Here is a 22,205-nt window from a genome sequence, read left to right on the forward strand (position 1 = left end):
GCCCCATGGCCGCCCTCGCAAACCGTCCGGATTGGTCCGGCAGCAGCACGCTTACCAAGGCACTGGTGGCGTCGCTTTTCTTGCATGTCTTGCTGCTCTTCGTGCGCGTGGTCGCGCCCGAGGCATTCGATATCAAGCGCGACGATCCGGGGCTGGACGTGGTGCTGGTCAACGCCAAGTCGTCCACCGCGCCGGCCAAGCCCACCGCCGTGGCACAGGTCAATCTCAATGGCGGCGGCGAATATGACCGGCAGCGCGCCACCACCCCGCTGCCCGCCGAAACCGAGCAGCAGACCGGCGACGTCATCAAGCTGACGCAGCGTCGCATCGAATACCTGGAAGAGGAACAGCGTCGCCTGCTGACGCAGTCGCGCAGCCCCGCGCCGCTGGTCAATGCCCACACGGTCAAGCCCGGCGAGCAGCCGCAGCCGTCGCCCACCAACGGCACCGACGATCGCACCACCCAGGACGAGATCGCCCGCCTGCAGGCCGAGATCGATCGCAACCTCGAAAACTACGCCAAGCGCCCGCGCCGCAACGTGCTGACCGCGGCCAGCGCGCGGCAGGCCGATTACGCCCGCTATTACGACGCCGTTCGCCGCAAGATCGAGACGCACGGCACGGCCAACTTCCCCAGCCTGAACGGCCGGCCGCTCTACGGCGAACTGATCATCGTGATCAGCGTCAACCGCGACGGCCAGCTCGGCTACAACCAGGACGGCTACAAGATCGAAGGCATCGAAGTGGCCAAGAGCTCGGGCAATCCGGCGCTGGATCGCCAGGCGGTGGCCATCGTGCGCTCGACCGCGCCGTTCGGCGCCTTCCCGGTCGAGATGCGCAAGCGCGTCGACATCCAGGACGTGGTCGCCACCTTCAAGTTCACCCGCGCCGGCCTGGAAACCCGCCTGCAGACCCGATGATATCGTTTGAACAGGCGGCCATTCTCGCGGCCGCCAGCGCCCCGCCAGTCGATCGCTACGGTGTGATCGGCAATCCGATCTCGCACAGCAAGTCGCCGGCCATCCATGCCGCCTTTGCGCAGCAGACCGGCCAGCTGATGCGCTATGAGCGCATCTATGCCGAGCTGATTGCCTTTGACGAGACCGTGTTCTCGTTCATCCGTGAGGGCGGGCGGGGGCTCAATGTGACGGTGCCGTTCAAGCTCGATGCGTACGCACTGGCGACCTCGCTGTCGCTGCGTGCGGAGTCGGCCGGCGCCGTCAACACCCTCAAGTTCGACGGCGATGCGATTTTCGGCGACAACACCGATGGCGTCGGCCTGATGCGCGACATCACGCACAACATCGGCAACCCGCTGGCGGGTGAGCGCGTGCTGCTGCTCGGCGCGGGCGGCGCGGCGCGCGGCATCCTGCTGCCGCTGCTGGAGCACAAGCCGTCGCGCGTGTTCATCGCCAATCGCACAGCCGATCGCGCCATCGGGCTGGTGCAGCGCTTCGAGGCAGCGGCCAAGCTGCACGAGGTCGAGCTGGTGGGCGGCGGCTTCGACGACCTGGCCGTCAGCGACGTCTTCGATGTCGTCATCAACGCGACCGCGGGCAGCCTGCAGGCCCAGGTGCCGCCCATCGAGCCGACCGTGTTCGGCCCCAACGCGCTGGCCTACGACATGATGTACGGCTCGCAGCCGACGGTGTTCATGCAGTTCGCCAAGCGGCATGGTGCCCGCGCGTGGGACGGCCTGGGCATGCTGGTGGAGCAGGCGGCGGAATCGTTCCTGGTCTGGCGCGGCATGCGCCCCGACACCGCCCCCGTGCTACAAGCCATGCGCGAGGGGCTGCAGGGCGAGGCGGCCGTGGCCGCGCGCGCGCATCAGCGCTGAGCGCCCGCAGCCCGCACCATGATGCGCTGGCTCGGCTACGTGATCGGCTGCTTTGCGGCGGGCGTGGTCGCGCTCAACCTGTATTTCTTCGCCGCCATCGCCAGTTGGCAGGTCTTCAATCCCGCCTCGTCGGCGTTCATGCGGGCCGAGCGGATGCGGCTGTGCGGTGCCAATCTCGTTACCTGCGGGATCGACCATCGCTGGGTGCCGTACGACCAGATCTCGCGCAACCTCAAGCGCGCCGTCATCGCCAGCGAGGACGCCGATTTCGTCTCGCATTCCGGCTGGGAAGTCGACGCCATGCTCGACGCCTGGGAAAAGAACAAGCGGCGCGGCCACGTGGTGGCGGGCGGCTCGACCATCACGCAGCAACTGGCCAAGAACCTGTTCCTCTCCGGCGAGCGCCATTACCTGCGCAAGGGCGAGGAGCTCGTCATCACGTGGATGCTGGAGTTCTGGCTCGACAAGGAGCGCATCCTGGAGATCTACCTGAATTCGGTGGAGTGGGGCGAGGGCGTCTTCGGCGCCGAGGCGGCGGCGCAGCATTACTTCAAACGGCCGGCATCGCAATTGACGGTGGGCCAGGCCGCGCGACTGGCCGCGGCGCTGCCGGCGCCCAAGTGCTTCGACAAGAAGCGCTACTGCGCCAATGTCCACATCAGTTTCACGCGCAAGGCGACGGTCATCGCCAACCGGATGGGCTCGGCGACCCTGCCGGACTGACCCGGCTCAGGCACGCGGGGGCTTCGTAAACCTGCACTCAGTTGCGGTTTCGGAGCGAGGTTGAAGGGGCCTGAAAGGTACAACTGTCCAACGCGCCTCACGCGAGGGGCGCGGGCTCCCCCAACCTTTCTTGCCGAGACAGTCATGTCCATCCAGATTGATCGCCCGAACAACCATTTCCAGACGCCCTCGACGTGGAATCACGATGCGGGTTCCAGTATCGATACCAGCCAGCTCCAGCGCGCAGTACAACTGCTCGACCAGGTCTTGCAGCAGCTCGAAGCGCGCAAGCTGTTCGGGAACATGCTGAACCAGCCGGGCGCCGACAACGCCGGCCAGAACCACGCTGGCGGCCACGGCGGCGGTCATCATGGCGGCTCGAACGGGTTCGGTGAAAACGGCCGCTTCGGTTCGCCGCACGCCAATTCGCCTGCGCAGCCGGACCTCGAACTGCCGGCCAACAAGCCCAACAACGGCAAGCACAACACTTCGGCTTCCACGCCGGACACGCAGACGGCGCCGTCTTCCACTTCGCCCACGACCGGCACGGCCCCGACGCCCACGTCCACCTCCGCGACCGAGGGCAAGGTGGCCTACGGCGTCAAGCCGCCCGAGCCGACCGGCGTGGTCGACGTCAGCAAGCCGATCGTCGTCAAGGCTGGCGAGACGTTCGACGGCGGCGGCAAGTACTACCGCCCGACCAAGGAGATGGGCGACGGTTCGCAGAACGAGCACCAGAAGCCGCTGTTCATTCTGGAGCCCGGCGCGACGCTCAAGAACGTGCAGTATTCCGGCGGCGACGGCATCCACCTGCTGGGCAGTGCCAAGCTGGACCGCGTCGTGAACCGCCAAGTGGGCGAAGATGCCATCACCATCGATGGCGCCAAGAACCGCGCGCATGATGCCAAGATCGCCGGGATCGATCCGGCGTCGATCCCCGGAGGAACGCCCAAAGTGGAGATCACCAACAGCGCCTTCTATGGCGCCAAGGATAAGCTCGCTCAGATCAACGGCGACGTTGACCTGCAGGTGAAAGGCATGTATGTCAACGGCGCCGGCAAGGTCTTCCGTACCAACGGTGGTGATACGCAGATTAAGGCGACGGTCAACGTCCAGGATTCGAATTTCCAGAACGTGTCGGAGGCGGTTTTCCGGACCGATTCCAAGTTCTCGACTGCGTCGTTCTCGGACGATGTGAAATCGGATGCGCCCTTCGATGGACTGGCTCCCGACAAGAGCCAAGTCACAGGCACCAACAAGGTGAGCTACAAGGCCTACTCGGGCTGATGCTGCCGCTGGAGCGGGCCGCGCCGCCGGGTGCGGCCTATTTCAGCCAGCCCTTGCGCCGGAAATACACCAGCGGGATCGCCGCCGACACGATCATCAGCACGATCGCATAGGGGTAGCCCTCCGCCCAGTCCAGCTCCGGCATCACCTTGAAGTTCATGCCGTAGATCGAGGCGATCAGGGTCGGCGGCATCAGCGCCACCGAGACCACCGAGAACAGCTTGATGATCTTGTTCTGGTTGATGTTGATGAAGCCGACCGTGGCGTCCATCAGGAAGTTGACCTTGTCGGACAGGAAGGCGGTGTGGTTCTCGATGGAGTCGATGTCGCGCAGCACCTGGCGCGCCTCGTCCTGCTGGTCGGGCGACAGCATCTGGCTGCGCAGCAGGAAGGACACCGCGCGGCGCGTGTCCATCACGTTGCGGCGGATGCGGCCGTTGAGGTCTTCCACGCGGGCGATGATCTCGAGCACGTCGGCGGCGGCCTGGTCGGTCACTTCGTCGGCCAGCACACGCTTGCTGGCGTCTTCCAGGCGTTCGTAGACTTCTTCGATCGAGTCGGCCGAGTATTCCGCGTCGGTGGCGTACAGGTCCATCAGCACGTCCTTGGCGTTGCGCACCGAGCCGGGCCGCAGCCGCGCCCGCATGCGCACCAGCCGGAACGCCGGCAGGTCTTCGTCGTGGATCGAGAAGAGCACGTCCTTGGTCAGCACGAAGGCCACGCGCACGTTGCGCGAGCTGGTCTCTTCGTCGAGCAGGAAGTCGGTGCGGATGTGGATGTGGCTGTCTTCGCCCTCGAAGTAGCGGGCGGAGGCCTCCAGGTCGCCCAGCTGTTCCAGCTCGGGCAGCACCACGCCGTAGGTGTCCTTGATCCAGGCCAGCTCTTCGTCGTCCGGATCGATCACGTCGATCCAGATCGGCTTGTGCTGCAGCAGTTCGTTGCGGTCCTCGACCTGTTCTTGCGCGAGACGGCCTTTTTGCACAACGAACAGGTTGATCATGCGGATGTCCTTGGAACTGGGGCGATCAGGCGGCTGGGTGCGCCAAAAACGCGCCGAGTGTAGCGTAAAGACGCAGCGGATTCAGCCGGAAACGGCGGATCGGCCGGCATGCGTGGGGTCCATGCGACGCCCAGGGAGATACCGCCGCAGCGGTGGCCGGCGGGTAAAATGCCAGCAAGCCATGCGGCAGCCCGCCGCGCCTCACTATTTCCCGACACCATGCGATTCACCGAACAATTGGCCGCCGCCTGGCAGCGCAACAATTCCCTGCTGTGCGTGGGGCTGGACCCGGACCCGGCGCGCCTGCCGGCGTCGCTGACCACCACGGGCGGGGCGATCTTCTCGTTCTGCCGCGCCATCGTCGACGCCACCGCCGACCTGGTCTGCGCGTTCAAGCCGCAGATCGCCTATTTCGCCTCGCAGCGCGCCGAAGACCAGCTCGAGCAGCTGATCGCATACATCCACGAGGCCTATCCCGGCATCCCCGTCATCCTCGACGCCAAGCGCGGCGACATCGGCTCCACCGCCGAGCACTATGCCAAGGAAGCCTTCGAGCGCTACCGGGCGGATGCCGTCACGGTCAGCCCCTACATGGGCTTCGACTCGATGCAGCCGTACCTGGTGCATCCCGACAAGGGCGTGATCGTGCTGTGCCGCACCTCCAACGCCGGCGGCAGTGACGTGCAGTTCCTCGAGACGAACGGTCGCCCGGTCTACCAGGTGGTGGCCGAGCGCGCCCGCGACGCGTGGAATACCAGCGGCCAGATGGGCCTGGTGGTGGGCGCGACCTTCCCGCAGGAAATCCGGCGGGTGCGCGAGATCGTCGGCGACATGCCGCTGCTGATCCCGGGCATCGGCGTCCAGGGCGGCGACATCGAGGCCACCGTGCGCGCCGGCCGCACCGCCGACGGCACCGGCATGATGATCAACTCGTCGCGCGCCATCCTGTACGCCAGCAGCGACAGCGATTTCGCCGATGCCGCCCGCGGTGTCGCGCAGGCCACGCGCGACCAGATCAACCAGTACCGCAACTGACCGGCCAGCCCGGCCCGGTTGCCGCGAGGACGCCATGAGCCACGCCGCCCAGCCGACCCTGCACGGACACGACGCCGCAGCATGGCGCCATTCGCACCGCTTCGTGGAAGACCGCCCGCGCGCCGAGCGCCGCACGCTGTACGCTGTGCAGCTGACGGCGGTGATGATGATGGCGGAGATCGGCGGCGGCTGGTGGACCGGCTCGATGGTGCTGCTGGCCGACGGCTGGCACATGAGCACGCACGTGCTGGCGCTGGGCATCGCGCTGGTGGCCTACGTGATCGCGCGCCGCCTGGGCGAAGACCCGCGCTTCACCTTCGGCACCTGGAAGATCGAGATCCTCGGCAGCTTCGCCAGCGCGCTGCTGCTGGGCGTGGTGGGCGTGCTGATGGCGGTGGAGTTGGCGCAGCGTCTGCTCGCGCCGGTCGGCATCCATTACAGCGAGGCCCTGTGGGTCACGGCCGTCGGTCTGGCGGTCAACGTCGTCTGCGCCCTGTGGCTGGCCGGCGCGCACGACCATGACCACGGCCATGCCCATGCGTCCGGGCCGGCGGCCGGCACGCGCCGCCATGACGACGACCGCGATCGCGACAGAGAACGCGACAAGGAGCGCGACGACACCCACGAACACGAGACCCGCCATCGCGACCACGACCGCGACCATCGCCATGAGCACGATCACAAGCACGAGCCGGAACACGACCACGATGAGCATCGCCATCGGGACCATCCGCAGGAGGCCGCGTTGCATCGCCGCAGCCACGCCGCGCGTGCGCACGCGCATGGCGATCATGGCCACCCCCATCATCACCACGACCTGAACCTGCGCGCCGCCTATCTGCACGTCGTGGCCGATGCGGCGACGTCGGCGCTGGCGCTGATGGCGCTGTTTGCCGGCAAGTACCTGGGGCTGCGCTGGATCGACCCGGTGGTCGGGATCGTCGGCGCGGGTGATCGGGTAGTGGGCCTACAGCCTGCTCAGGCGCGCGGGCAGCGTGCTGCTGGATCGCGGCGACGCGCCGGAGCTGCAGGATGCCGTCCGGCGCGCGCTGGAAACCGAGCCCGGCGTAGTGGTGAACGACCTGCACCTGTGGCGCGTCGGGCCGGGCAAGTTCGCCTGCGTGATCGTGCTGGCCAGCCTGTCGCCGTAAAGCCCGGGCCATTGCAAGGCCAGGATGGCGCATGTCGACGTGCTCGCCCACGTGACCGTGGATGTGAACCACTGCTGCGAACTGGCCAGGCAGGTGCCCGCCCACGCTTAGGCGGTCGCGGTGCTGCGCGTTCCGCTCTAGCTTTCCGCGGCGTCTAGGAAGTCCAGCAGGCCGCGCAGCGCGTGCTCGGCGGCCTGTAGCCGGATCTGCTTGCGGTCGCCCTTGAAGTGGCGGGTTTCCACCCGCGTCTGCAGGCGGTTGCTCCAGCCGAAGCACACCATGCCGACGGGTTTGTCGGGCGTGCCGCCGGTCGGTCCCGCCACGCCCGTCACGGCCAGTGCTACCTGTGCGCGGCTGTTGAGCACGGCGCCTTCGGCCATGGCGTGCGCCACCGGCTCGCTCACCGCGCCATGCTCGCGGATCAGCGTGGCCGGCACGCCCAGCATCTGCGATTTCGCTTCGTTCGAATACGTGACGAAGCCGCGCTCGAACCACGCGGACGCGCCCGGGATGTCGGTGATGGCCGCGCCGACGAGCCCGGCGGTGCACGATTCCGCCGTCGCCACCATCAGACTGCGCTTGTGCAGCGTGTCGCCCACCAGTTCGGCCAGTTGCGCCAGCGCGCGGGATTCAGCCATGTCGTTCTCCCCCCTGGAGTCGCGTCAGAACGAGCGCCATAGCGCAAACACCAGCAGCGTGTAGAACGCCGCCAGGATGTCGTCGACCATCACGCCGTAGCCGCCGCGCAGGCCGAAGCCTTTGAGCGCGCGGTCGTAGTAGCGGATCGGCGCGGGCTTGACCATATCGAAGAAGCGGAACCACAGGAAGGCGGCGAACTGCCCGCCCAGCGTGGTCGGCGTGACGAAGGCCAGCACCAGCCAGAAGGCCACCATTTCGTCCCACACCATGGCGCCGTGGTCGGCCACGCCCAGGTCGCGCGCGGTGCGGGCGCAGGCCCCGATGCCGATCACGAACCCGATGGCGGCGATCAGCAGCCAGCCGGGGCCCGCGATCCAGCGGGAAAGCACCGCGTAGACCAGCCAGGCGTACAGCGTGCCCATCGTGCCGGGCATCACCGGCGACAGCCCCGAGCCGAAGCCCAGCGCCAGGATGCGCGCCGGGTGGCCGAACATGAAGCGTGCCGTCGGGCGGCGCACCTGCGCGGTCTGGCCGGCCTCGAGAACCACGGTCTCGGGCTGGCTGGGCGGGGTGGAGGGTGGGAAGGGGGCGGAAGACATCATGATGTGGAAGAGAAATGGTCGAATCCGGCCTGGCTGAACGCGACCGGTTTGCCGTGCGCGTCGATCAGCCGCAGGCCGGGCTCGGCGTCGATGCGTCCGATGCGGGTGACCGGGACGCCGGCGCGCTGCCCCGCCGCCAGCACGGCCTCGCGCAGGCCGGCGGGGGCCGTGAAGCAGAGTTCATAGTCGTCGCCGCCGGCCAGCATGCACTGCAGCTGGCGCGCCGGCGGCTCCTCGGCTAGCGTGGCGGAGCGCGGCACGCGATCCACCTCGACGGTCGCCCCGACCTGCGATTGGGCCAGGATGTGGCCCAGGTCGCCCAGCAGCCCATCGGACACGTCCAGTGCCGCCCGGGCAATGCCGCGCAGCGCCAGGCCCAGCGCCACGCGGGGCGTGGGCGCATCCATGCGCGGCTGCACCCGGGCCAGCGCCTCGGGCGCGAGCGGCCATTCGCCGCGCAGCGCGCCCAGTGCCAGGCGTGCATCGCCCACGGTGCCGGAGACCCACAGGTCGTCGTCCGGGCGGGCAGCATCGCGGCGCAGCGCGAGGTCGGCCGGAACGTCGCCGAAGACCGTCAGGCTGAGCGTCAGCGGCCCGCGCGTGGTGTCGCCGCCGATCAGTTCGCAGTGAAAGGCGTCGGCCAGCGCCAGCAGGCCGTCGGCGAACGGGCCCAGCCAGGCCGGATCGGCCGCCGGCAGCGCCATGGCCAGCGTAAAGGCGCGCGGCTCGGCGCCCATCGCGGCCAGGTCCGACAGGTTGACCGCCAGCGCCTTGTGGCCGAGCGCGCGCGGCTCGGCATCGGCAAAGAAGTGGCGACCGGCGACCAGCATGTCGGTGGAGATCGCCAGTTCGTGACCGGGGCGCGGGCCGAGCAGCGCGCAATCGTCGCCGACGCCGAGCGTGGCGTGCCGCGCCGGTCGGGTGAAATACCGGCGGATCAGCCCGAATTCGGACAGGTGTTCAGCGGAATCGGCAGGGACAGGGGGCTTCAGCACGGCTTTGACGGAGGCAGGAATGGGGCAAGCCCGGGGGTGCCGTGTCAGGACGGGTGGAATATTGTAGCGAATGCGCACAACACCCCCACCCAAAATCCCGTTGTGAGATCAGTTTTCACTATATAAAATGACGGGCCCAAGGAGGCGGACCGCAATCCCGTGATCCCGTTGTGTGGTGATTCGGTGGCCCGCCGGATGTGACGGTCGACCCGTGTCGACCACCCGATGACGAGAGACACCTCATGACCACGGTGGATACCCAGCCTCAACAGCCCGCCCGCACGGACGAAGAACTCAAGGCGCAACAACGCGCCGCCTTGCGCAAGGCCGCGCTGGAGTACCACGAGTTTCCGACCCCGGGCAAGATTTCCGTGACGCCGACCAAGCCGCTGTCCAACCAGCGCGACCTGGCCCTGGCGTACTCCCCCGGCGTCGCCGCGGCCTGCGAGGAGATCGTCGCCGACGTCTCCAACTCCTTCCGCTACACCGCCCGCGGCAACCTGGTCGCCGTGGTGACCAACGGCACCGCCGTGCTCGGCCTGGGCGACATCGGCCCCGAAGCCGCCAAGCCGGTCATGGAAGGCAAGGCGGGCCTGTTCAAGAAGTTTGCCGGGATCGATGTGTTTGACATCGAGATCAACGAAAAAGACCCGCAGAAGCTGGTCGATATCGTCGCTTCGCTGGAGCCGACCTTCGGCGGCATCAACCTGGAAGACATCAAGGCGCCGGAGTGCTTCTTCGTCGAGCGCGAGCTGCGCAAGCGCATGAAGATTCCCGTCTTCCACGATGACCAGCACGGCACCGCCATCGTGGTGGGCGCAGGCATCACCAACGCGCTGAAGGTGGTCGGCAAGGACATCAAGCAGGTCAAGCTGGTGGCCTCGGGCGCCGGCGCGGCCGCGCTGGCCTGCCTGGACCTGCTGGTCGACCTGGGCCTGCCGCGCGAGAACATCTGGGTGACGGACCTGGCCGGCGTGGTCTACGAGGGCCGTACCGAGCTGATGGACCCGGACAAGGCCGTCTTCGCGCAAAAAACCGACAAGCGCACGCTGGCCGAGGTCATCGACGGCGCCGACATCTTCCTGGGCCTGTCCGCCGCCGGCGTGCTCAAGCAGGACATGGTCAAGCGCATGGCCGACCGGCCGATCATCTTCGCGTTGGCCAACCCGAACCCGGAAATCATGCCGGAGCTGGCCAAGGAAGTGCGCCCGGACGTCATCATGGGCACCGGCCGCACCGATTACCCGAACCAGGTCAACAACGTCCTGTGTTTCCCGTTCATCTTCCGCGGTGCGCTGGACGTGGGCGCGACCACCATCACGCGCGAGATGGAAGTCGCCGCCGTGCACGCCGTGGCCGAGCTGGCCCGCCAGGAGCAGAGCGACATCGTTGCCACGGCGTACGGCATCCAGGACCTGTCGTTCGGACCGGAATACCTGATTCCGAAGCCCTTCGATCCGCGCCTGATCGTGAAGATCGCGCCGGCGGTGGCGCAGGCCGCCATGGACTCCGGCGTGGCGCAGCGCCCGATCGAGGACATGGACGCCTATCGCCAGCACCTGCAGCAGTTCGTCTACCACTCGGGCACGCTGATGAAGCCGATCTTCTCGACGGCCAAGAAGGTGCCGATGGAGCACAAGCGCATCGTCTTCGCCGAGGGCGAAGAGGAGCGCGTGCTGCGCGCCGTGCAGGTCGTCGTCGATGAGAAGCTGGCCAACCCGATCCTGATCGGCCGCCCGGGCGTGATCGCCCATCGCATCGAGCGCTTCGGCCTGCGCCTGCGCGAGGGCGTCGACTTCACCATCGTCAACCCCGAGCACGACCAGCGGTTCCGCGAGTACTGGGAGACCTACTACAAGCTGATGGCGCGCAAGGGCGTCACGCCGCAGTACGCCAAGCTGGAGGTGCGCCGCCGTTCCACGCTGATCGGCGCCGTGATGATCCACAAGGGCGAGGCCGACGGCATGATCTGCGGTACGGTCAGCAACACCGCCGCCCATCTGCGCTATATCGACCAGGTCATCGGCGGCACCAACTGCGTGTACGCGGCGATGAACGGCCTGGTGCTGCCGGGCCGCCAGATCTTCCTGACCGACACGCACGTCAACATCGATCCGAGCGCCGAGCAACTGGCCGAGATCACCATCATGGCCGCTGAAGAGCTGTGCCGTTTCGGCATCAAGCCGAAGGTGGCGCTGGTTTCGCACTCGAATTTCGGCTCGTCCGAGGCGCCTTCTGCCGCCAAGATGCGTGAAACCCTCGCCATCCTGCGTGAACGTGCCCCGCAACTGGAAGTGGACGGTGAAATGCACGGCGATGCCGCGCTCGACCAGAAGCTGCGCGACTCGCTGGTGCCGGATTCCACGCTGACCGGCGAAGCCAACCTGCTGGTGATGCCGAACATCGACGCCGCCAACATCGCCTACAACCTGCTGAAGACGGCGGCCGGCAACAACATCGCCATCGGCCCGATCCTGCTGGGTGCCAAGCGTCCGGTGCACATCCTGACGCCGTCGGCCACGGTGCGCCGCATTCTGAACATGACGGCACTGACTGTCGTGGACGCCGCAGCACAGGCGCAACGCTGAAGCAGGGCGCCATGAGGAGGGGAGCGCACGATGCTGCGCTCCCTTTTTTTTGCCTGGAAGGTTTGCGTGCGCTCACATCTTTGCAGGCTTAATCCCTGATTCAAAAAACCCTTCAAGCAGGGGGCGCTGGTTGATTGTTGTCATCGATCAGCGTACCCTTACGGGCTGAAGGGGTGCTTCTGAGCACATGAGGTTTACGCTAGGTCGGACGGGTTCAAAAAAGCGGTTTTCCGTACACACGTCTGGTTGGGCAGCCTCGTTCTGGTGCGCGCGATTCGCGGGCGGAAGGATTCCCCAAGTCTCCGGCGGTCGCCCGACTTGTCATTCTCCCCGCAAGCATTTCCCGCGTTGAGCCGCTTCGCTTTCAGCTGCAATCGAGCTGCCCGGACCGTGATCCGGCGGCCGCATGCGCTTGTGACCTGCGCCGGGCTGACCGGTCGGCGTGATTCTCCCGTTTGGGCTTGCTGATGACAAAGCGACTTGGGGCGTGGATCGGCCGCTCCGTATCTCAGGCGATGGTGCGGGGCGCGCTGGCGGCGATGCTTGCGCTGTCGGTCGCCGGGCTGCCAACGGCGGCGGCCGCCCGGGACACCACCGGCATGTCGGCGGCGGTGGGAACCATTCCCGCGGTGGACCTGCCCAATGAAGCGCAGCGCACGCTGGTACAGATCGAGCAGGGTGGTCCGTTTCCTTATGCGAAAGATGGCACCACGTTTGGCAATTATGAAGGCCGTTTGCCGGCACGAAAGCGTGGCTACTACCGCGAGTACACCGTGAAGACGCGCGGTGCGCGCAATCGTGGCGCCAGACGCATCATCTGCGGCGGCGACCAGCGCGCGGCCAACGATTGCTACTACACGGAAGATCACTACAACAGCTTTCAACGGATACAGCGATGACGACCAACATGTTTGGGCTGGACGACTCGCTCACCGCTCGCGATGAGCGCGTTGCCCGCGAGACGTGGCACAAGGCGCAGAACCTGTACGACGGTGTGCTTGGGATGCAGTCCCTCGGCCCGCGTGTCGGGGGGGCGGCCAAGCTCATGCCGCAAGACGCCAATCTGAAGGACGACGGAGGTCGCGAAGACGCCATGAACCTGTTCAAGACGGTGCGTCCGAATATCGTGCAATCGATCCGCGCGTTCCGAGTGGCCGACCTGGCCGAGGCGGCGACCGGCCTGGGCCAGCATTTCCTCTATGCCAACTGCGCGGCAGCGACCACCAAGGGCGAAGTGCTCGACGTGATCGCGCGCGAGTTCCTGTTCCCCAAGCATTTCGGCAAGAACTTCGATGCGCTGGCCGATTGCCTGACCGACATGATCTTCAAGGCCGGCCCGCAGCCGGGCTTCGTGATCGTACTGGAGGGCCTGCCCTGCGCGCCCAAGTTCGACAAGGAAGCGCGCGAGACGCTGCTGGACGTGTTCCGCGATGCGGCCGAGTTCTGGGGCGAGCGCAAGGTGCAGTTCCGCGTGTTCTATTCGTTTGCCTGAGCGTCCCGGCCCGTTGGCGCTGCCTTGAGCGGCAATGCATGAAAAAGCCCGCAAATTGCGGGCTTTTCTGTTTGCGGCGCTGTGCGTTCAGGCGTTCGGCAGCGTGCCCTGCGGTGTCAGGTGATTGACGGCATCGGGCAGGATCTCCGCGAGTTGCGAGGCGACTTCATTCTCGTTGAGGCCGAAGGTCGAGGCCAACTGGGAGAGCGCGCCGCTGCCGCCCAGCGCCTGGGTGATCTGTTCGCCCGAGACGGGCAGGTTCTGGCCGTTGCCGATCCACGAGCGGACCTGCTCGCCCAGGCCGGCCTGCTCCAGGATCTGCTGCAGCGGGCCGACACCGCCCGGCGCGGCGGCATCGACGGCGGCATGATCGGTATTGCCGCCACCGCCGGTCAACTGGCCCAGCAGGCCGCCCAGGCCACCGAGTGCGCCGGCGCCGCCCAACATGCCGGCCAGCGACCCGAGCGAGCCGAACAGGCCGCCGCCTTGTTGATCCTGCTGCGCACCGGCGGCGCCGGCATTGCCATGCTTCATCGCCAGGTAGGCCAGCAGGCCGGCGGCCAGCAGCACCTTCTTGTTACCGAGGAGGGACGACTGTGTGCCGCTGGCGTCATTGCCGCCCAGGCCGAGCACCGATTCGAGTAGACCCATGATGAAGCTCCTTTCGTCAGAGGCGGGGAGAGGGGACCCGCCGGTTGGGATCAAGCGGTCAGAATTCGCCGAGGACGGCATGCAGCGCGGAGACGGCGACCAGCGCTGCGGATTCTGTCCTCAGGATACGTCGGCCAAGTGTCAGCGGTAAGTAGCCGGCGGCTTCCGCCAGCGCTTCCTCGTCGGGCGACAGTCCGCCTTCCGGGCCGATCAGCAGTTCGATGCCGACACTGCCGATGCGCTCGCGCGATTGCACGGCCCATTGCGTGAGCGGCTCGCTGCCGCGCGGCGACAGCATCACGCGCGCGCGCTCCGATGCCTTGGCCGCCGCCAGCCAGTCGCGCAGGGGCACGACGGGGGACACGGCGGGCACGCGCGCCCGGCCGCACTGTTCGCACGCGGCCTGCACCAGTGCCTGCCAATGCTGGACGCGCTTGACGGCGCGCTCGCCCGACAGCCGCACGACGCCGCGCTCGGTCTGCAGCGGGGCGATGGCGTGCACTCCCAGTTCGACCGCCTTCTCGATCAGCCAGTCCATCTTGTCGCCGCCGGCGATGCCCTGGGCGAGCGTGATGGCATAGCGCGCTTCGGTGTCGGGTTGCGTGGCATCGGCCAGGCTGGCGGTCGCATCGCGGCGGTTGATGGCATCGAGCCGGGCGCGAAACTCCTGGCCCGAGCCGTCGAACAGGCAGACATCGTCGCCGACAGCCAGGCGCAGCACATGGATATGGCGCGCGACGCTTTCCGGCAGCGTGACAGTGGTGTGGGGGGCAAGCGGTGAATCGATATGAAAACGGGGAAGCCCCATCGGACCATCCTTGTGGTGAATCAGGCGGGTGCGCCGGCCGGGTGACAGGCGAGGCCCCAGCGATAGCCGTCGGGGTCGCGCACGGCAGCGTAGCGTTCGCCCCAGAAAACATTGTCAGGCGGCATGATGGAGGTGGCGCCGTGCTCGAGCGCACGCCGGTACACCGCGTCGACGTCTTCGCAGTAGAGGTGGAAGCTCTGCGGGCATTCGAAGCCACCGGCCGCCGGTGCCCGGGCCGTGGAGCCGAAGGCGCCATTGGGTGCGAACATCAGGATCAGCTGGCCCTGGTACGTCATCTCGACGTGGATCGGCCGGCCGTGATCATGCACCGCGTCCTGCACGCCAAAGCCGAAGGCATCGCGGTAGAAGGCGATGGCGGCTGCGGCGTCGCGCACCGTGAGGTACGGGACGAGCCACGGCGTGTTGGCGGGACGGGGGAAACTCATGGTCTGCTCCTGCGGCTGGGCGGGACTCCGGACAGCTAGTTTAGAGCGCACGCACCGCCACAATCAAAAAGAAATCAAAACACCTCGACCGGGGCCTGCGGATGGCGTCCGCGTCCGCCGCCGCGCGCAAGTTCGTCGATCAGCCATTGCCGGAACAGCGCGAAGCCGGGGTTCTCGGAGGCCTGGTGGGGGTGAATCAGGTAGTACGACAGGCGCAGCGACGCCTCGGTCGCCAGTGGCCGCACCAGCCGCCCGGCGGCGATGTCGTATTCCACCAGCAGGCCCTGGCCGAGCGCCACGCCCTGGCCGTCGATGGCCGCCTGCATGGCCATCAGCGCTTCGGAGAACGCGGGGCCATGCGCGGCCTCGATCTGCCGCACGCCCACTTCGTCGAGCCATTGCTGCCAAGTCGGATGGTGGGCGAGATGGCGTCCGCCGCGCTCGTGCAGCAGCGTCTGCGCGGCCAGGTCCTGCGGTATCCGGATGGCCGGCTGCAGAGCGGCGCTGCACACCGGGAAGAAATCGGTGGCGGTGAACCACTCGACGCGCAGGCCGGGCACGCTGACCTGGCGGTCGTCGATGCAGAGATCGAACTGGCCGTGGTCCTGCACGTCGGCGGTGGAGACCTCGACGCGCACCTGCGGATGCTGGTTGAAGAAGCGGTACAGGCGCGGCACCAGCCATTTGGCGCCGAAGGTCGGCGGCACGGCCACGCGCAGCGGGGCGTCGCCGGTGCCCATCAGCAGGTCGGTGGCCTGTTCCAGCGCGCGCAGGGCGTCGCGCACGCGCGGCAGGTAGTTGTCGCCGGCATCGGTCAGGGTGAGCTGGTTGTTGCGGCGGCGGAACAGCTTCAGGCCGAGGTGGTCTTCGAGCTGCTTGATCTGGTGGCTGACCGCGGCGTTGGTCACGCATAGCTCGTCGGCGGCGCGGCTGAAGCTCAGATGGCGGCCGGCGACTTCAAAGACGCGCAATGCATTGAGGGGAGGGAGGCGTCTCGGCATGATTTTTCGTTAAGAAAAATTTGACGTACCGCGAAGTATTTGTAGTTTGCCACGTTCTCGCCGCACCGACTACAAATCGCACCTGGGGACGGCGCGGTCGGTGCGCACGCGATCGATCCAGCCGGGCGCCGGACCCCCCCATAACAATCACATCAGGAGACGTCATGAACCGAACCACCGCAGTTCGCGGGATGCTGGCGTGCGCGGCGGCGCTGGCCGGCTGGGCCGCCCCCGCCATTGCCGAGACCAATGTCACGCTCTACGGCCGCGTGGCCACGGGTGTCGACTACATCAGCAACGTGGCGAAGTCCGACGGCGGCACCGGCGCACTGTGGCGTGGCGCGGGCAACCAGTGGGGAACCAGCATGTTCGGCTTCAAGGGCAGCGAAGACCTGGGCGGGGGGCTGCAGGCGATCTTCCGGCTGGAATCGGGCTTCGACGCCGCCAAGGGCCGCACCAACGGCGACGCGCTCTTCAACCGTCGCGCCTATGCCGGCCTGTCGAGCCCGGCCTGGGGCACGCTGACGATGGGCAAGAACCTGTTCATCAGCAACGACGTGTGGTTCCTGGACCCGACCGGCCAGCAGTTCATCGGCTCGGCGACGCTGGTGCGCGGGCGCAACTGGCCGGGCGCGAACAACCTCATCGAATACCAGAGCCCGACCTGGGGCGGCTTTCAGGTCGGCCTGCAGACGGGGCTGGGCGAGCAGCCGGGCTCGATCACGGCGTCGCGGCGCGACGGCGTCTCGGCGGTCTATTCGAATGCGCTCGTGGAGCTGCGCGCCATCTACGACGTGATCCGCGACGGCAACGGCAACTACTCCGACCTGTACAACTTCTCGAAGGAGTGGACGCTGGGCGGCGTGCTCAAACTGGATGCCTGGAAGCTCTACGGCGCTTTCCAGCGCCTGAACGCGCCGGATGCGGCGGCGGGCGCGCCGTCCGCGGCCAACCACTACTGGATCGGGGCGACCTATGACATCACCCGTGCGCTGACACTGATCGGCACGGTCTTCCGCACCGACGTGAACAACGGCGGCGGCCACGCTACCCTGTTCATGGCCGGCGCCAACTACAACTTTTCCAAGCGCACGCTGCTGTACGCCACCTACGGCCGTGTGCAGAACAGCAAGAACGCCGCGTTCTCGGTGGAGGCCACCGACAACCGGCCGCTGGCGGGCCAGGGCCAGAACGGTGCCTACGCGGGCATCGTCCACTCGTTTTGAGCGCAGGCGTCTCTCTTCTTCCGCAATGCCACGCATGAACATTCTCACCATCGATACGGGTACCACCAACACGCGCGTCACGCTCTGGCGCGACGATGTGGCGCTGTGCCAGGCCGCGCGGCAGGTCGGCGTGCGCGATACCGCCATCACCGGCAACCGGACGACGCTGCAGCGCGGCGTGCAGGACACCATCGAGGCCGCGCTGCAGAAGGCCGGCCTTGGGATCGGCCAGGTCGACCTGGTGCTGGCCTCCGGCATGATCACGTCCAACGTCGGCCTGTGCGAGGTGCCGCACCTGCCGGCGCCGGCCGGCCTGCGCGACCTGGCCGCGGGCATGGTGCAGGCCGGCATTCCCGAGGTGTGCGCCAAGCCGATCTGGTTCGTGCCGGGCGTGCGCAATCCGGTGGAGAACCTCGGACTGCACAACATCGAATCGATGGACATGATGCGCGGCGAGGAGGTCGAGACCATGGGCCTGGTCGCGCGGCTGTCCATCACCGAGCCGGCGGTGATCGTGCTGCCCGGCTCGCACTCGAAGTTCGTGCACCTGGATGCCGAGCAGCGCATCACCGGCTGCGTGACGACGCTCGCCGGCGAGCTGCTGCATGTGATCACGCACAACACCATCCTGGCCGACTCGCTCGATTCCGACTTCGCCGGCGAGGTCGATCCGGAGATGCTGCTGGCCGGCGCCCGCAGCGCCGGCAGCATCGGCCTGGGGCGTGCCTGCTTCATGGTGCGCACGCTCGGCCAGTTCACGATCTACGAGCGCAATGCGCGGGCCAACTTCCTGCTGGGCGCGGTGCTGGGGGCCGACCTGCTGACGCTCAAGAACAGCAGCGCGATCCGCATGAACCCGGGCACGCAGTTCGTCATCACCGGCAAGCCGCTGCTGCGCGAGGCGCTGGCCGTGCTGGTGTCGGACGACGACTTCTTCTCGGGCAAGGTCACCGTGACCAGCAGTGAACAGCAGGAACACCTCGCCGGCTGCGGCGCGATCGCCGTCGCGCGCGAACGCGGCCTGGTGCAGACGTTGAAGGTAGCGCAGGCCTAGCGAGCGCCGCCCTCGCTTTCATCCACGGCAGAACAGGCGTCGCGAAGACGGCGCCGGCCATCATCAGGAGACGACATGAACCAGCAACGACGCGGTACGTTCCGGGCCATCGCGGCCGCCACTTTGTTCGCCATCGCCGGCGGATTTGCCCATGCGGCCGAAGAGGTGAAGATCGGCTTCCTGGTCAAGCAGCCGGAGGAGCCGTGGTTCCAGGATGAATGGAGGTTCGCCGACCAGGCCGCCAAGGAGAAGGGTTTCAAGCTGGTCAAGATCGGCGTGCCCAGCGGCGGCGAAGTGCTGACCGCCATCGATAACCTCGGCGCGCAGCACGCGCAGGGCTTCGTGATCTGCGTGCCCGACGTGAAGCTCGGCCCGGCCGTGGTGGCCAAGGCCAGGCAGAACAACCTCAAGCTGATGACGGTGGACGACCGCCTGGTCGACGGCGGCGGCAAGCCGATCGAAGCGGTGCCGCACATGGGCATCTCGGCGACCAGGATCGGCGAGCAGGTGGGTGAGGCCATCGCGCAGGAGATGAAGAAGCGCGGCTGGAACCCGTCGGAAGTGGGCGCCATCCGCATCGCGTACGATCAGCTGCCGACCGCCAGGGAGCGCACCGATGGCGCCGTGGCCGCGCTCGCCAAGGCCGGCTTTCCCGCCGCCAATGTGCTGACCAGCCCGCAGGCCAAGACCGATACGGAAGCCGCCTTCAACGCGGCCGACATCACGCTGACCAAGAACCCGCGCTTCAAGCACTGGATCGCCTTCGGCCTGAACGACGAGGCGGTGCTGGGCGCCGTGCGCGCCGCGGAAGGGCATGGCATCAAGGCGGCCGACATCATCGGCGTGGGCATCGGCGGCAGCCAGTCGGCGCTCAACGAGTTCGCCAAGCCGGAGAAGACGGGCTTCTTCGGCACCGTGCTGATCAGCCCCAAGCGCCACGGCTACGAGACCTCGATGAACATGTACAGCTGGATCACCGCCAGCAAGGCACCCGAGCCGCTGATCCTGACCAGCGGCCGCCTGATGACGCGCGAGAACGAGAAGGCCGTGCGCCAGGAGATGGGCCTCTGAGCCCGCGGGCGGCAGCAACGAAGGAGACGTGCCATGTCGGCCTTTCTTGAGTTTCGCGGTATCAGCAAGGTGTTTCCCGGCGTGCGCGCGCTGTCGGAGGTGTCGTTCGGCATCGAATGCGGCCGCGTGCACGGCCTGCTGGGCGAGAACGGCGCGGGCAAGTCGACGCTGCTGAAGATCCTCGGCGGCGACTACCAGCCCGATGGCGGGCAGATCGTCGTCGAGGGCCGGCCCGTGGCGTTCCCGAACACGCGGGCGGCGCTGGCGGCGGGCATCGCCGTCATCCACCAGGAGCTGCAGACGGTGCCCGAGCTGACGGTGATGGACAACCTGCTGCTCGGCCACCTGCCCAGTCGCGGCGGCTTCATCCGCCAGGGCGAGGCGATGGCGTGGACGCGCGCGCAGCTGGCGCGCATCGGCGTCGATCTCGACCCGAAGGCCAGGCTGAAGCACCTGTCGATCGGGCAGCGCCAGATGGTGGAGATCTGCAAGGCGATCCTGCGCGATGCGCGCGTGATCGCGCTCGATGAGCCCACCAGCTCGCTGTCGGTGCGCGAGACGGATATCCTGTTCCGGCTGGTGAAGGACCTGCGCGCGCAGGGCCGGGCGCTGATCTACATCTCGCACCGCCTCGACGAGATCTTCGCGTTATGCGACGGCTGCACCATCTTCCGCGACGGTCGCAAGGTGGCGGATTTCCGGTCGATGGCCGACGTCACGCGCGAGCAGCTCGTCGCCCAGATGGTCGGCCGTCAGATCGACGACATCTTCGGCTACCGGCCGCGCGCGCCGGGCGACGTCCGGCTGCGGGTGGAGGGCCTGATGGGCCCGAAGCTGGCCGAGCCGGCGAGCTTCGCGGTGCGGCGCGGCGAGATCGTCGGGCTGTTCGGCCTGGTGGGCGCGGGGCGCTCGGAGCTGGCGCGGCTGGTGTACGGCGCCGACCGCAAGACCGCCGGCACCGTCGTGCTTGACGGCGAGCCGATCCGCATCCGCGCCGTGGCCGACGCGATTCGCCAGGGCATCGTGCTGTGCCCGGAGGACCGCAAGGAGGAAGGCATCATCGGCTGCCGCTCGGTGTCGGAGAACATCAACATCAGCTGCCGGCGCAACCGGCGCCCGGGTTGGGGCGGGTTCAACCTGTTCGTCGATGACCGGCAGGAAGCGAAGACCGCCGACCACTACATCGCCCGGCTGCGCATCAAGACGCCGCATCGCGACCAGCCCATCCGCCTGCTCTCGGGCGGCAATCAGCAGAAGGCCATCCTGGCGCGCTGGCTGGCCGAGGACGGCATGCGCGTGCTGATCATCGACGAGCCGACGCGCGGCATCGATGTCGGCGCCAAGAACGAGATCTACCAGGTGCTGTACGAGCTGGCCGAGCGCGGTGTGGCGGTGCTGATGATCTCCAGCGAACTGCCGGAGATCCTGGGCGTGGCCGACCGCGTGCTGGTGATGAGCGAAGGCCGCATCGCCGGCGAGCTGCCGCGCGCGCAGGCCACCGAACACGCCGTGCTGAACCTGGCCTTGCGGCCGCGGCGCGACCCATGCGTTGCGGCCCAGGCCGCTTGAGGAGCCCCCGATGTCCCAGTCCCAACCCCTGCAACGCGCCGACGGGTTTGCCGCGTCGGCCCGCTCGGCCATGAACAACACGCGCCTGCTGAGGCGGCTGGACGATTTCAGCCTGCCGCTGATCTTCGCCATCCTGTTTGCCGCGCTGTCGCTGTCGGTCGAGTACTTCTTCTCGTGGCAGAACATGGTCGGCCTGGCGCTGTCCGTCTCGCAGATCGGCATGGTGGCCTGCACCATGATGTTCTGCCTGGCCTCGCGCGACTTCGACCTGTCGATCGGCTCCACGGTGGCGTTCGCCGGCGTGCTGTGCGCGACGGTCATCAACGCCACCGGCAGCATCGCGCTGGGCATCGGCGCGAGCCTGCTGGCCGGCGCGGTGATCGGCGGCATCAATGGCTTCGTGATCGCCCGGCTGAAGATCAACGCGCTGATCACCACGCTCGCCACCATGGAGATCGTGCGCGGCCTGGCCTTCATCGCCTCGCACGGGCAGGCGGTGGGCGTCTCGGAGATGGCGTTCTTCGACCTGGGCAACACCATCGTGCTGGGCGTGCCGACGCCGGTGTGGGTGGCGGCGCTGTGCTTCGTGGCGTTCGGCGTGCTGCTCAACAAGACGGTGTACGGGCGCAACACGCTCGCCATCGGCGGCAACCCGGAGGCGGCGCGGCTGGCGGGCGTGAACGTCAACCTGACGCGCATCGTGATCTTCCTGGTCCAGGGCGTGATTGCCGCGCTGGCCGGCGTGATCCTGGCCGCGCGCATCACCAGCGGCCAGCCGAACGCGGCGCAGGGCTTCGAGCTGAACGTGATTTCGGCGTGCGTGCTGGGCGGCGTGTCGCTGATGGGCGGCCGCGCCAGCATCAGCGGGGTGCTGGTCGGCGTGCTGATCATGGGCACGGTGCAGAACGCGATGAACCTGCTCAATATCGATGCGTTCTATCAGTACCTGGTGCGCGGCGGCATCCTGCTGGCGGCGGTGCTGGTGGACCAGATCAAGCATCGCGGCGGCCGCGATTGACGCAGGGGACAC

Annotated in this window: 21 protein-coding genes and 1 pseudogene; 14 read left to right on the forward strand and 8 right to left on the reverse strand. The window is 67.5% G+C overall.

The genetic code is table 11. The features are described from left to right. The first annotated feature begins 5 nt into the window (after nucleotides 1–5). From GO999_RS03065 to GO999_RS03080, 4 genes are all read left to right on the forward strand, one after another. On the forward strand, nucleotides 6–920 hold the full coding sequence (locus GO999_RS03065; RefSeq protein ID WP_011002685.1) for an energy transducer TonB family protein: 915 nt from the start codon (nucleotides 6–8) through the stop codon (nucleotides 918–920). Then, nucleotides 917–1,837, forward strand: coding sequence for a shikimate dehydrogenase (gene aroE, locus GO999_RS03070; RefSeq protein WP_011002684.1), 921 nt, complete (start codon nucleotides 917–919; stop codon nucleotides 1,835–1,837). Before GO999_RS03065 ends, aroE begins: the two co-directional genes overlap by 4 nt. 18 nt (nucleotides 1,838–1,855) lie before the next feature. Next, nucleotides 1,856–2,560, forward strand: a complete 705-nt coding sequence (gene mtgA, locus GO999_RS03075) for a monofunctional biosynthetic peptidoglycan transglycosylase (protein ID WP_011002683.1) — start codon at nucleotides 1,856–1,858, stop codon at nucleotides 2,558–2,560. 144 nt (nucleotides 2,561–2,704) lie between these two features. Continuing rightward, nucleotides 2,705–3,847: a pectate lyase gene (locus tag GO999_RS03080; RefSeq protein ID WP_211906529.1), complete on the forward strand. Its 1,143-nt coding sequence runs from the start codon at nucleotides 2,705–2,707 to the stop codon at nucleotides 3,845–3,847. Nucleotides 3,848–3,884: 37 nt separating this feature from the next. Here GO999_RS03080 and corA read toward each other — a convergent pair whose 3' ends face one another. Further along, entirely contained in the window at nucleotides 3,885–4,847 is a 963-nt protein-coding gene (corA, locus tag GO999_RS03085) for a magnesium/cobalt transporter CorA (protein ID WP_011002681.1), read from the reverse strand. 219 nt (nucleotides 4,848–5,066) lie between these two features. Between corA and pyrF the strand changes: the two genes are divergently transcribed. Further along, nucleotides 5,067–5,882: an orotidine-5'-phosphate decarboxylase gene (gene pyrF / locus GO999_RS03090; RefSeq protein ID WP_019718240.1), complete on the forward strand. Its 816-nt coding sequence runs from the start codon at nucleotides 5,067–5,069 to the stop codon at nucleotides 5,880–5,882. 34 nt (nucleotides 5,883–5,916) lie between these two features. Then, nucleotides 5,917–7,144, forward strand: a pseudogene (locus GO999_RS03095) (cation diffusion facilitator family transporter). 26 nt (nucleotides 7,145–7,170) lie between these two features. On the opposite strand, the gene GO999_RS03100 reads toward GO999_RS03095, so the two are convergent. Genes GO999_RS03100 through thiL form a run of 3 tightly spaced genes read right to left on the reverse strand, consistent with a single transcriptional unit; the run spans nucleotide 7,171 to nucleotide 9,269 of the window. Next, nucleotides 7,171–7,671 carry a CinA family protein gene (locus GO999_RS03100; RefSeq protein ID WP_011002677.1) on the reverse strand — a complete coding sequence of 167 codons (501 nt, stop codon included), beginning with the start codon at nucleotides 7,669–7,671 and terminating at the stop codon, nucleotides 7,171–7,173. 24 nt (nucleotides 7,672–7,695) lie between these two features. Next, a complete protein-coding gene (locus tag GO999_RS03105; protein WP_019718243.1) occupies nucleotides 7,696–8,274 on the reverse strand; it encodes a phosphatidylglycerophosphatase A family protein in 579 nt (192 codons plus the stop codon). Next, nucleotides 8,271–9,269 (reverse strand): thiamine-phosphate kinase, encoded by a 999-nt coding sequence (gene thiL, locus GO999_RS03110; RefSeq protein ID WP_019718244.1) that lies wholly within the window; start codon nucleotides 9,267–9,269, stop codon nucleotides 8,271–8,273. Before thiL ends, GO999_RS03105 begins: the two co-directional genes overlap by 4 nt. A gap of 242 nt (nucleotides 9,270–9,511) precedes the next feature. Between thiL and GO999_RS03115 the strand changes: the two genes are divergently transcribed. The 3 genes from GO999_RS03115 to GO999_RS03125 all read left to right on the forward strand — a co-directional run bounded on the left by GO999_RS03115 (nucleotide 9,512) and on the right by GO999_RS03125 (nucleotide 13,349). Beyond that, complete coding sequence (locus tag GO999_RS03115; RefSeq protein ID WP_011002674.1) at nucleotides 9,512–11,857, forward strand: NADP-dependent malic enzyme; 2,346 nt, start codon at nucleotides 9,512–9,514, stop codon at nucleotides 11,855–11,857. A gap of 467 nt (nucleotides 11,858–12,324) precedes the next feature. Further along, nucleotides 12,325–12,756 (forward strand): ribonuclease, encoded by a 432-nt coding sequence (locus tag GO999_RS03120; RefSeq protein WP_011002673.1) that lies wholly within the window; start codon nucleotides 12,325–12,327, stop codon nucleotides 12,754–12,756. Next, nucleotides 12,753–13,349 carry a barstar family protein gene (locus tag GO999_RS03125; RefSeq protein WP_011002672.1) on the forward strand — a complete coding sequence of 199 codons (597 nt, stop codon included), beginning with the start codon at nucleotides 12,753–12,755 and terminating at the stop codon, nucleotides 13,347–13,349. Before GO999_RS03120 ends, GO999_RS03125 begins: the two co-directional genes overlap by 4 nt. A gap of 87 nt (nucleotides 13,350–13,436) precedes the next feature. Here GO999_RS03125 and GO999_RS03130 read toward each other — a convergent pair whose 3' ends face one another. The 4 genes from GO999_RS03130 to gcvA form a co-directional block, all read right to left on the reverse strand. Beyond that, complete coding sequence (locus GO999_RS03130) at nucleotides 13,437–14,000, reverse strand: YidB family protein (RefSeq protein ID WP_011002671.1); 564 nt, start codon at nucleotides 13,998–14,000, stop codon at nucleotides 13,437–13,439. A 58-nt stretch (nucleotides 14,001–14,058) separates the two neighbouring features. Further along, the gene (locus GO999_RS03135; protein ID WP_019718246.1) at nucleotides 14,059–14,808 is read right to left on the reverse strand and encodes a 16S rRNA (uracil(1498)-N(3))-methyltransferase; all 750 of its coding nucleotides are present in this window, start codon (nucleotides 14,806–14,808) and stop codon (nucleotides 14,059–14,061) included. A 20-nt stretch (nucleotides 14,809–14,828) separates the two neighbouring features. Then, entirely contained in the window at nucleotides 14,829–15,254 is a 426-nt protein-coding gene (locus GO999_RS03140) for a VOC family protein (protein ID WP_011002669.1), read from the reverse strand. A gap of 74 nt (nucleotides 15,255–15,328) precedes the next feature. Further along, nucleotides 15,329–16,255 carry a transcriptional regulator GcvA gene (gene gcvA / locus GO999_RS03145; RefSeq protein ID WP_211906530.1) on the reverse strand — a complete coding sequence of 309 codons (927 nt, stop codon included), beginning with the start codon at nucleotides 16,253–16,255 and terminating at the stop codon, nucleotides 15,329–15,331. Between the two features lie 164 nt (nucleotides 16,256–16,419). Here gcvA and GO999_RS03150 point away from each other — a divergent pair, with 164 nt between their 5' ends. The 5 genes from GO999_RS03150 to araH all read left to right on the forward strand — a co-directional run bounded on the left by GO999_RS03150 (nucleotide 16,420) and on the right by araH (nucleotide 22,193). Further along, on the forward strand, nucleotides 16,420–17,481 hold the full coding sequence (locus tag GO999_RS03150; RefSeq protein WP_165591162.1) for a porin: 1,062 nt from the start codon (nucleotides 16,420–16,422) through the stop codon (nucleotides 17,479–17,481). Between the two features lie 34 nt (nucleotides 17,482–17,515). After that, nucleotides 17,516–18,535, forward strand: coding sequence for a 2-dehydro-3-deoxygalactonokinase (locus GO999_RS03155; protein ID WP_165591163.1), 1,020 nt, complete (start codon nucleotides 17,516–17,518; stop codon nucleotides 18,533–18,535). A 75-nt stretch (nucleotides 18,536–18,610) separates the two neighbouring features. Beyond that, entirely contained in the window at nucleotides 18,611–19,606 is a 996-nt protein-coding gene (locus GO999_RS03160) for an arabinose ABC transporter substrate-binding protein (protein ID WP_028853636.1), read from the forward strand. A gap of 33 nt (nucleotides 19,607–19,639) precedes the next feature. After that, nucleotides 19,640–21,175 (forward strand): L-arabinose ABC transporter ATP-binding protein AraG, encoded by a 1,536-nt coding sequence (araG, locus tag GO999_RS03165; protein WP_071089829.1) that lies wholly within the window; start codon nucleotides 19,640–19,642, stop codon nucleotides 21,173–21,175. Nucleotides 21,176–21,245: 70 nt separating this feature from the next. Then, the gene (gene araH / locus GO999_RS03170) at nucleotides 21,246–22,193 is read left to right on the forward strand and encodes an L-arabinose ABC transporter permease AraH (RefSeq protein WP_016726041.1); all 948 of its coding nucleotides are present in this window, start codon (nucleotides 21,246–21,248) and stop codon (nucleotides 22,191–22,193) included. The last annotated feature ends 12 nt before the right edge of the window (nucleotides 22,194–22,205 follow it).

Origin of the sequence: Ralstonia nicotianae, from assembly GCF_018243235.1 — a bacterium.
Classification (GTDB): Bacteria; Pseudomonadota; Gammaproteobacteria; order Burkholderiales; family Burkholderiaceae; genus Ralstonia; species Ralstonia nicotianae.

Excerpts from the sequence above, each read along its gene's own strand:
- GO999_RS03150 (WP_165591162.1), top strand. The coding sequence starts at position 16,420 with ATGAACCGAACCACCGCAGTTCGCGGGATGCTGGCGTGCGCGGCGGCG.
- GO999_RS03105 (WP_019718243.1), bottom strand. The coding sequence starts at position 8,274 with ATGATGTCTTCCGCCCCCTTCCCACCCTCCACCCCGCCCAGCCAGCCC.
- GO999_RS03080 (WP_211906529.1), top strand. The coding sequence starts at position 2,705 with ATGTCCATCCAGATTGATCGCCCGAACAACCATTTCCAGACGCCCTCG.
- mtgA (WP_011002683.1), top strand. The coding sequence starts at position 1,856 with ATGATGCGCTGGCTCGGCTACGTGATCGGCTGCTTTGCGGCGGGCGTG.
- GO999_RS03140 (WP_011002669.1), bottom strand. The coding sequence starts at position 15,254 with ATGAGTTTCCCCCGTCCCGCCAACACGCCGTGGCTCGTCCCGTACCTC.
- GO999_RS03130 (WP_011002671.1), bottom strand. The coding sequence starts at position 14,000 with ATGGGTCTACTCGAATCGGTGCTCGGCCTGGGCGGCAATGACGCCAGC.
- aroE (WP_011002684.1), top strand. The coding sequence starts at position 917 with ATGATATCGTTTGAACAGGCGGCCATTCTCGCGGCCGCCAGCGCCCCG.
- araH (WP_016726041.1), top strand. The coding sequence starts at position 21,246 with ATGAACAACACGCGCCTGCTGAGGCGGCTGGACGATTTCAGCCTGCCG.
- GO999_RS03125 (WP_011002672.1), top strand. The coding sequence starts at position 12,753 with ATGACGACCAACATGTTTGGGCTGGACGACTCGCTCACCGCTCGCGAT.
- corA (WP_011002681.1), bottom strand. The coding sequence starts at position 4,847 with ATGATCAACCTGTTCGTTGTGCAAAAAGGCCGTCTCGCGCAAGAACAG.
- GO999_RS03135 (WP_019718246.1), bottom strand. The coding sequence starts at position 14,808 with ATGGGGCTTCCCCGTTTTCATATCGATTCACCGCTTGCCCCCCACACC.
- GO999_RS03115 (WP_011002674.1), top strand. The coding sequence starts at position 9,512 with ATGACCACGGTGGATACCCAGCCTCAACAGCCCGCCCGCACGGACGAA.
- gcvA (WP_211906530.1), bottom strand. The coding sequence starts at position 16,255 with ATGCCGAGACGCCTCCCTCCCCTCAATGCATTGCGCGTCTTTGAAGTC.
- GO999_RS03065 (WP_011002685.1), top strand. The coding sequence starts at position 6 with ATGGCCGCCCTCGCAAACCGTCCGGATTGGTCCGGCAGCAGCACGCTT.
- GO999_RS03160 (WP_028853636.1), top strand. The coding sequence starts at position 18,611 with ATGAACCAGCAACGACGCGGTACGTTCCGGGCCATCGCGGCCGCCACT.
- araG (WP_071089829.1), top strand. The coding sequence starts at position 19,640 with ATGTCGGCCTTTCTTGAGTTTCGCGGTATCAGCAAGGTGTTTCCCGGC.
- GO999_RS03155 (WP_165591163.1), top strand. The coding sequence starts at position 17,516 with ATGAACATTCTCACCATCGATACGGGTACCACCAACACGCGCGTCACG.
- GO999_RS03120 (WP_011002673.1), top strand. The coding sequence starts at position 12,325 with ATGACAAAGCGACTTGGGGCGTGGATCGGCCGCTCCGTATCTCAGGCG.
- pyrF (WP_019718240.1), top strand. The coding sequence starts at position 5,067 with ATGCGATTCACCGAACAATTGGCCGCCGCCTGGCAGCGCAACAATTCC.
- GO999_RS03100 (WP_011002677.1), bottom strand. The coding sequence starts at position 7,671 with ATGGCTGAATCCCGCGCGCTGGCGCAACTGGCCGAACTGGTGGGCGAC.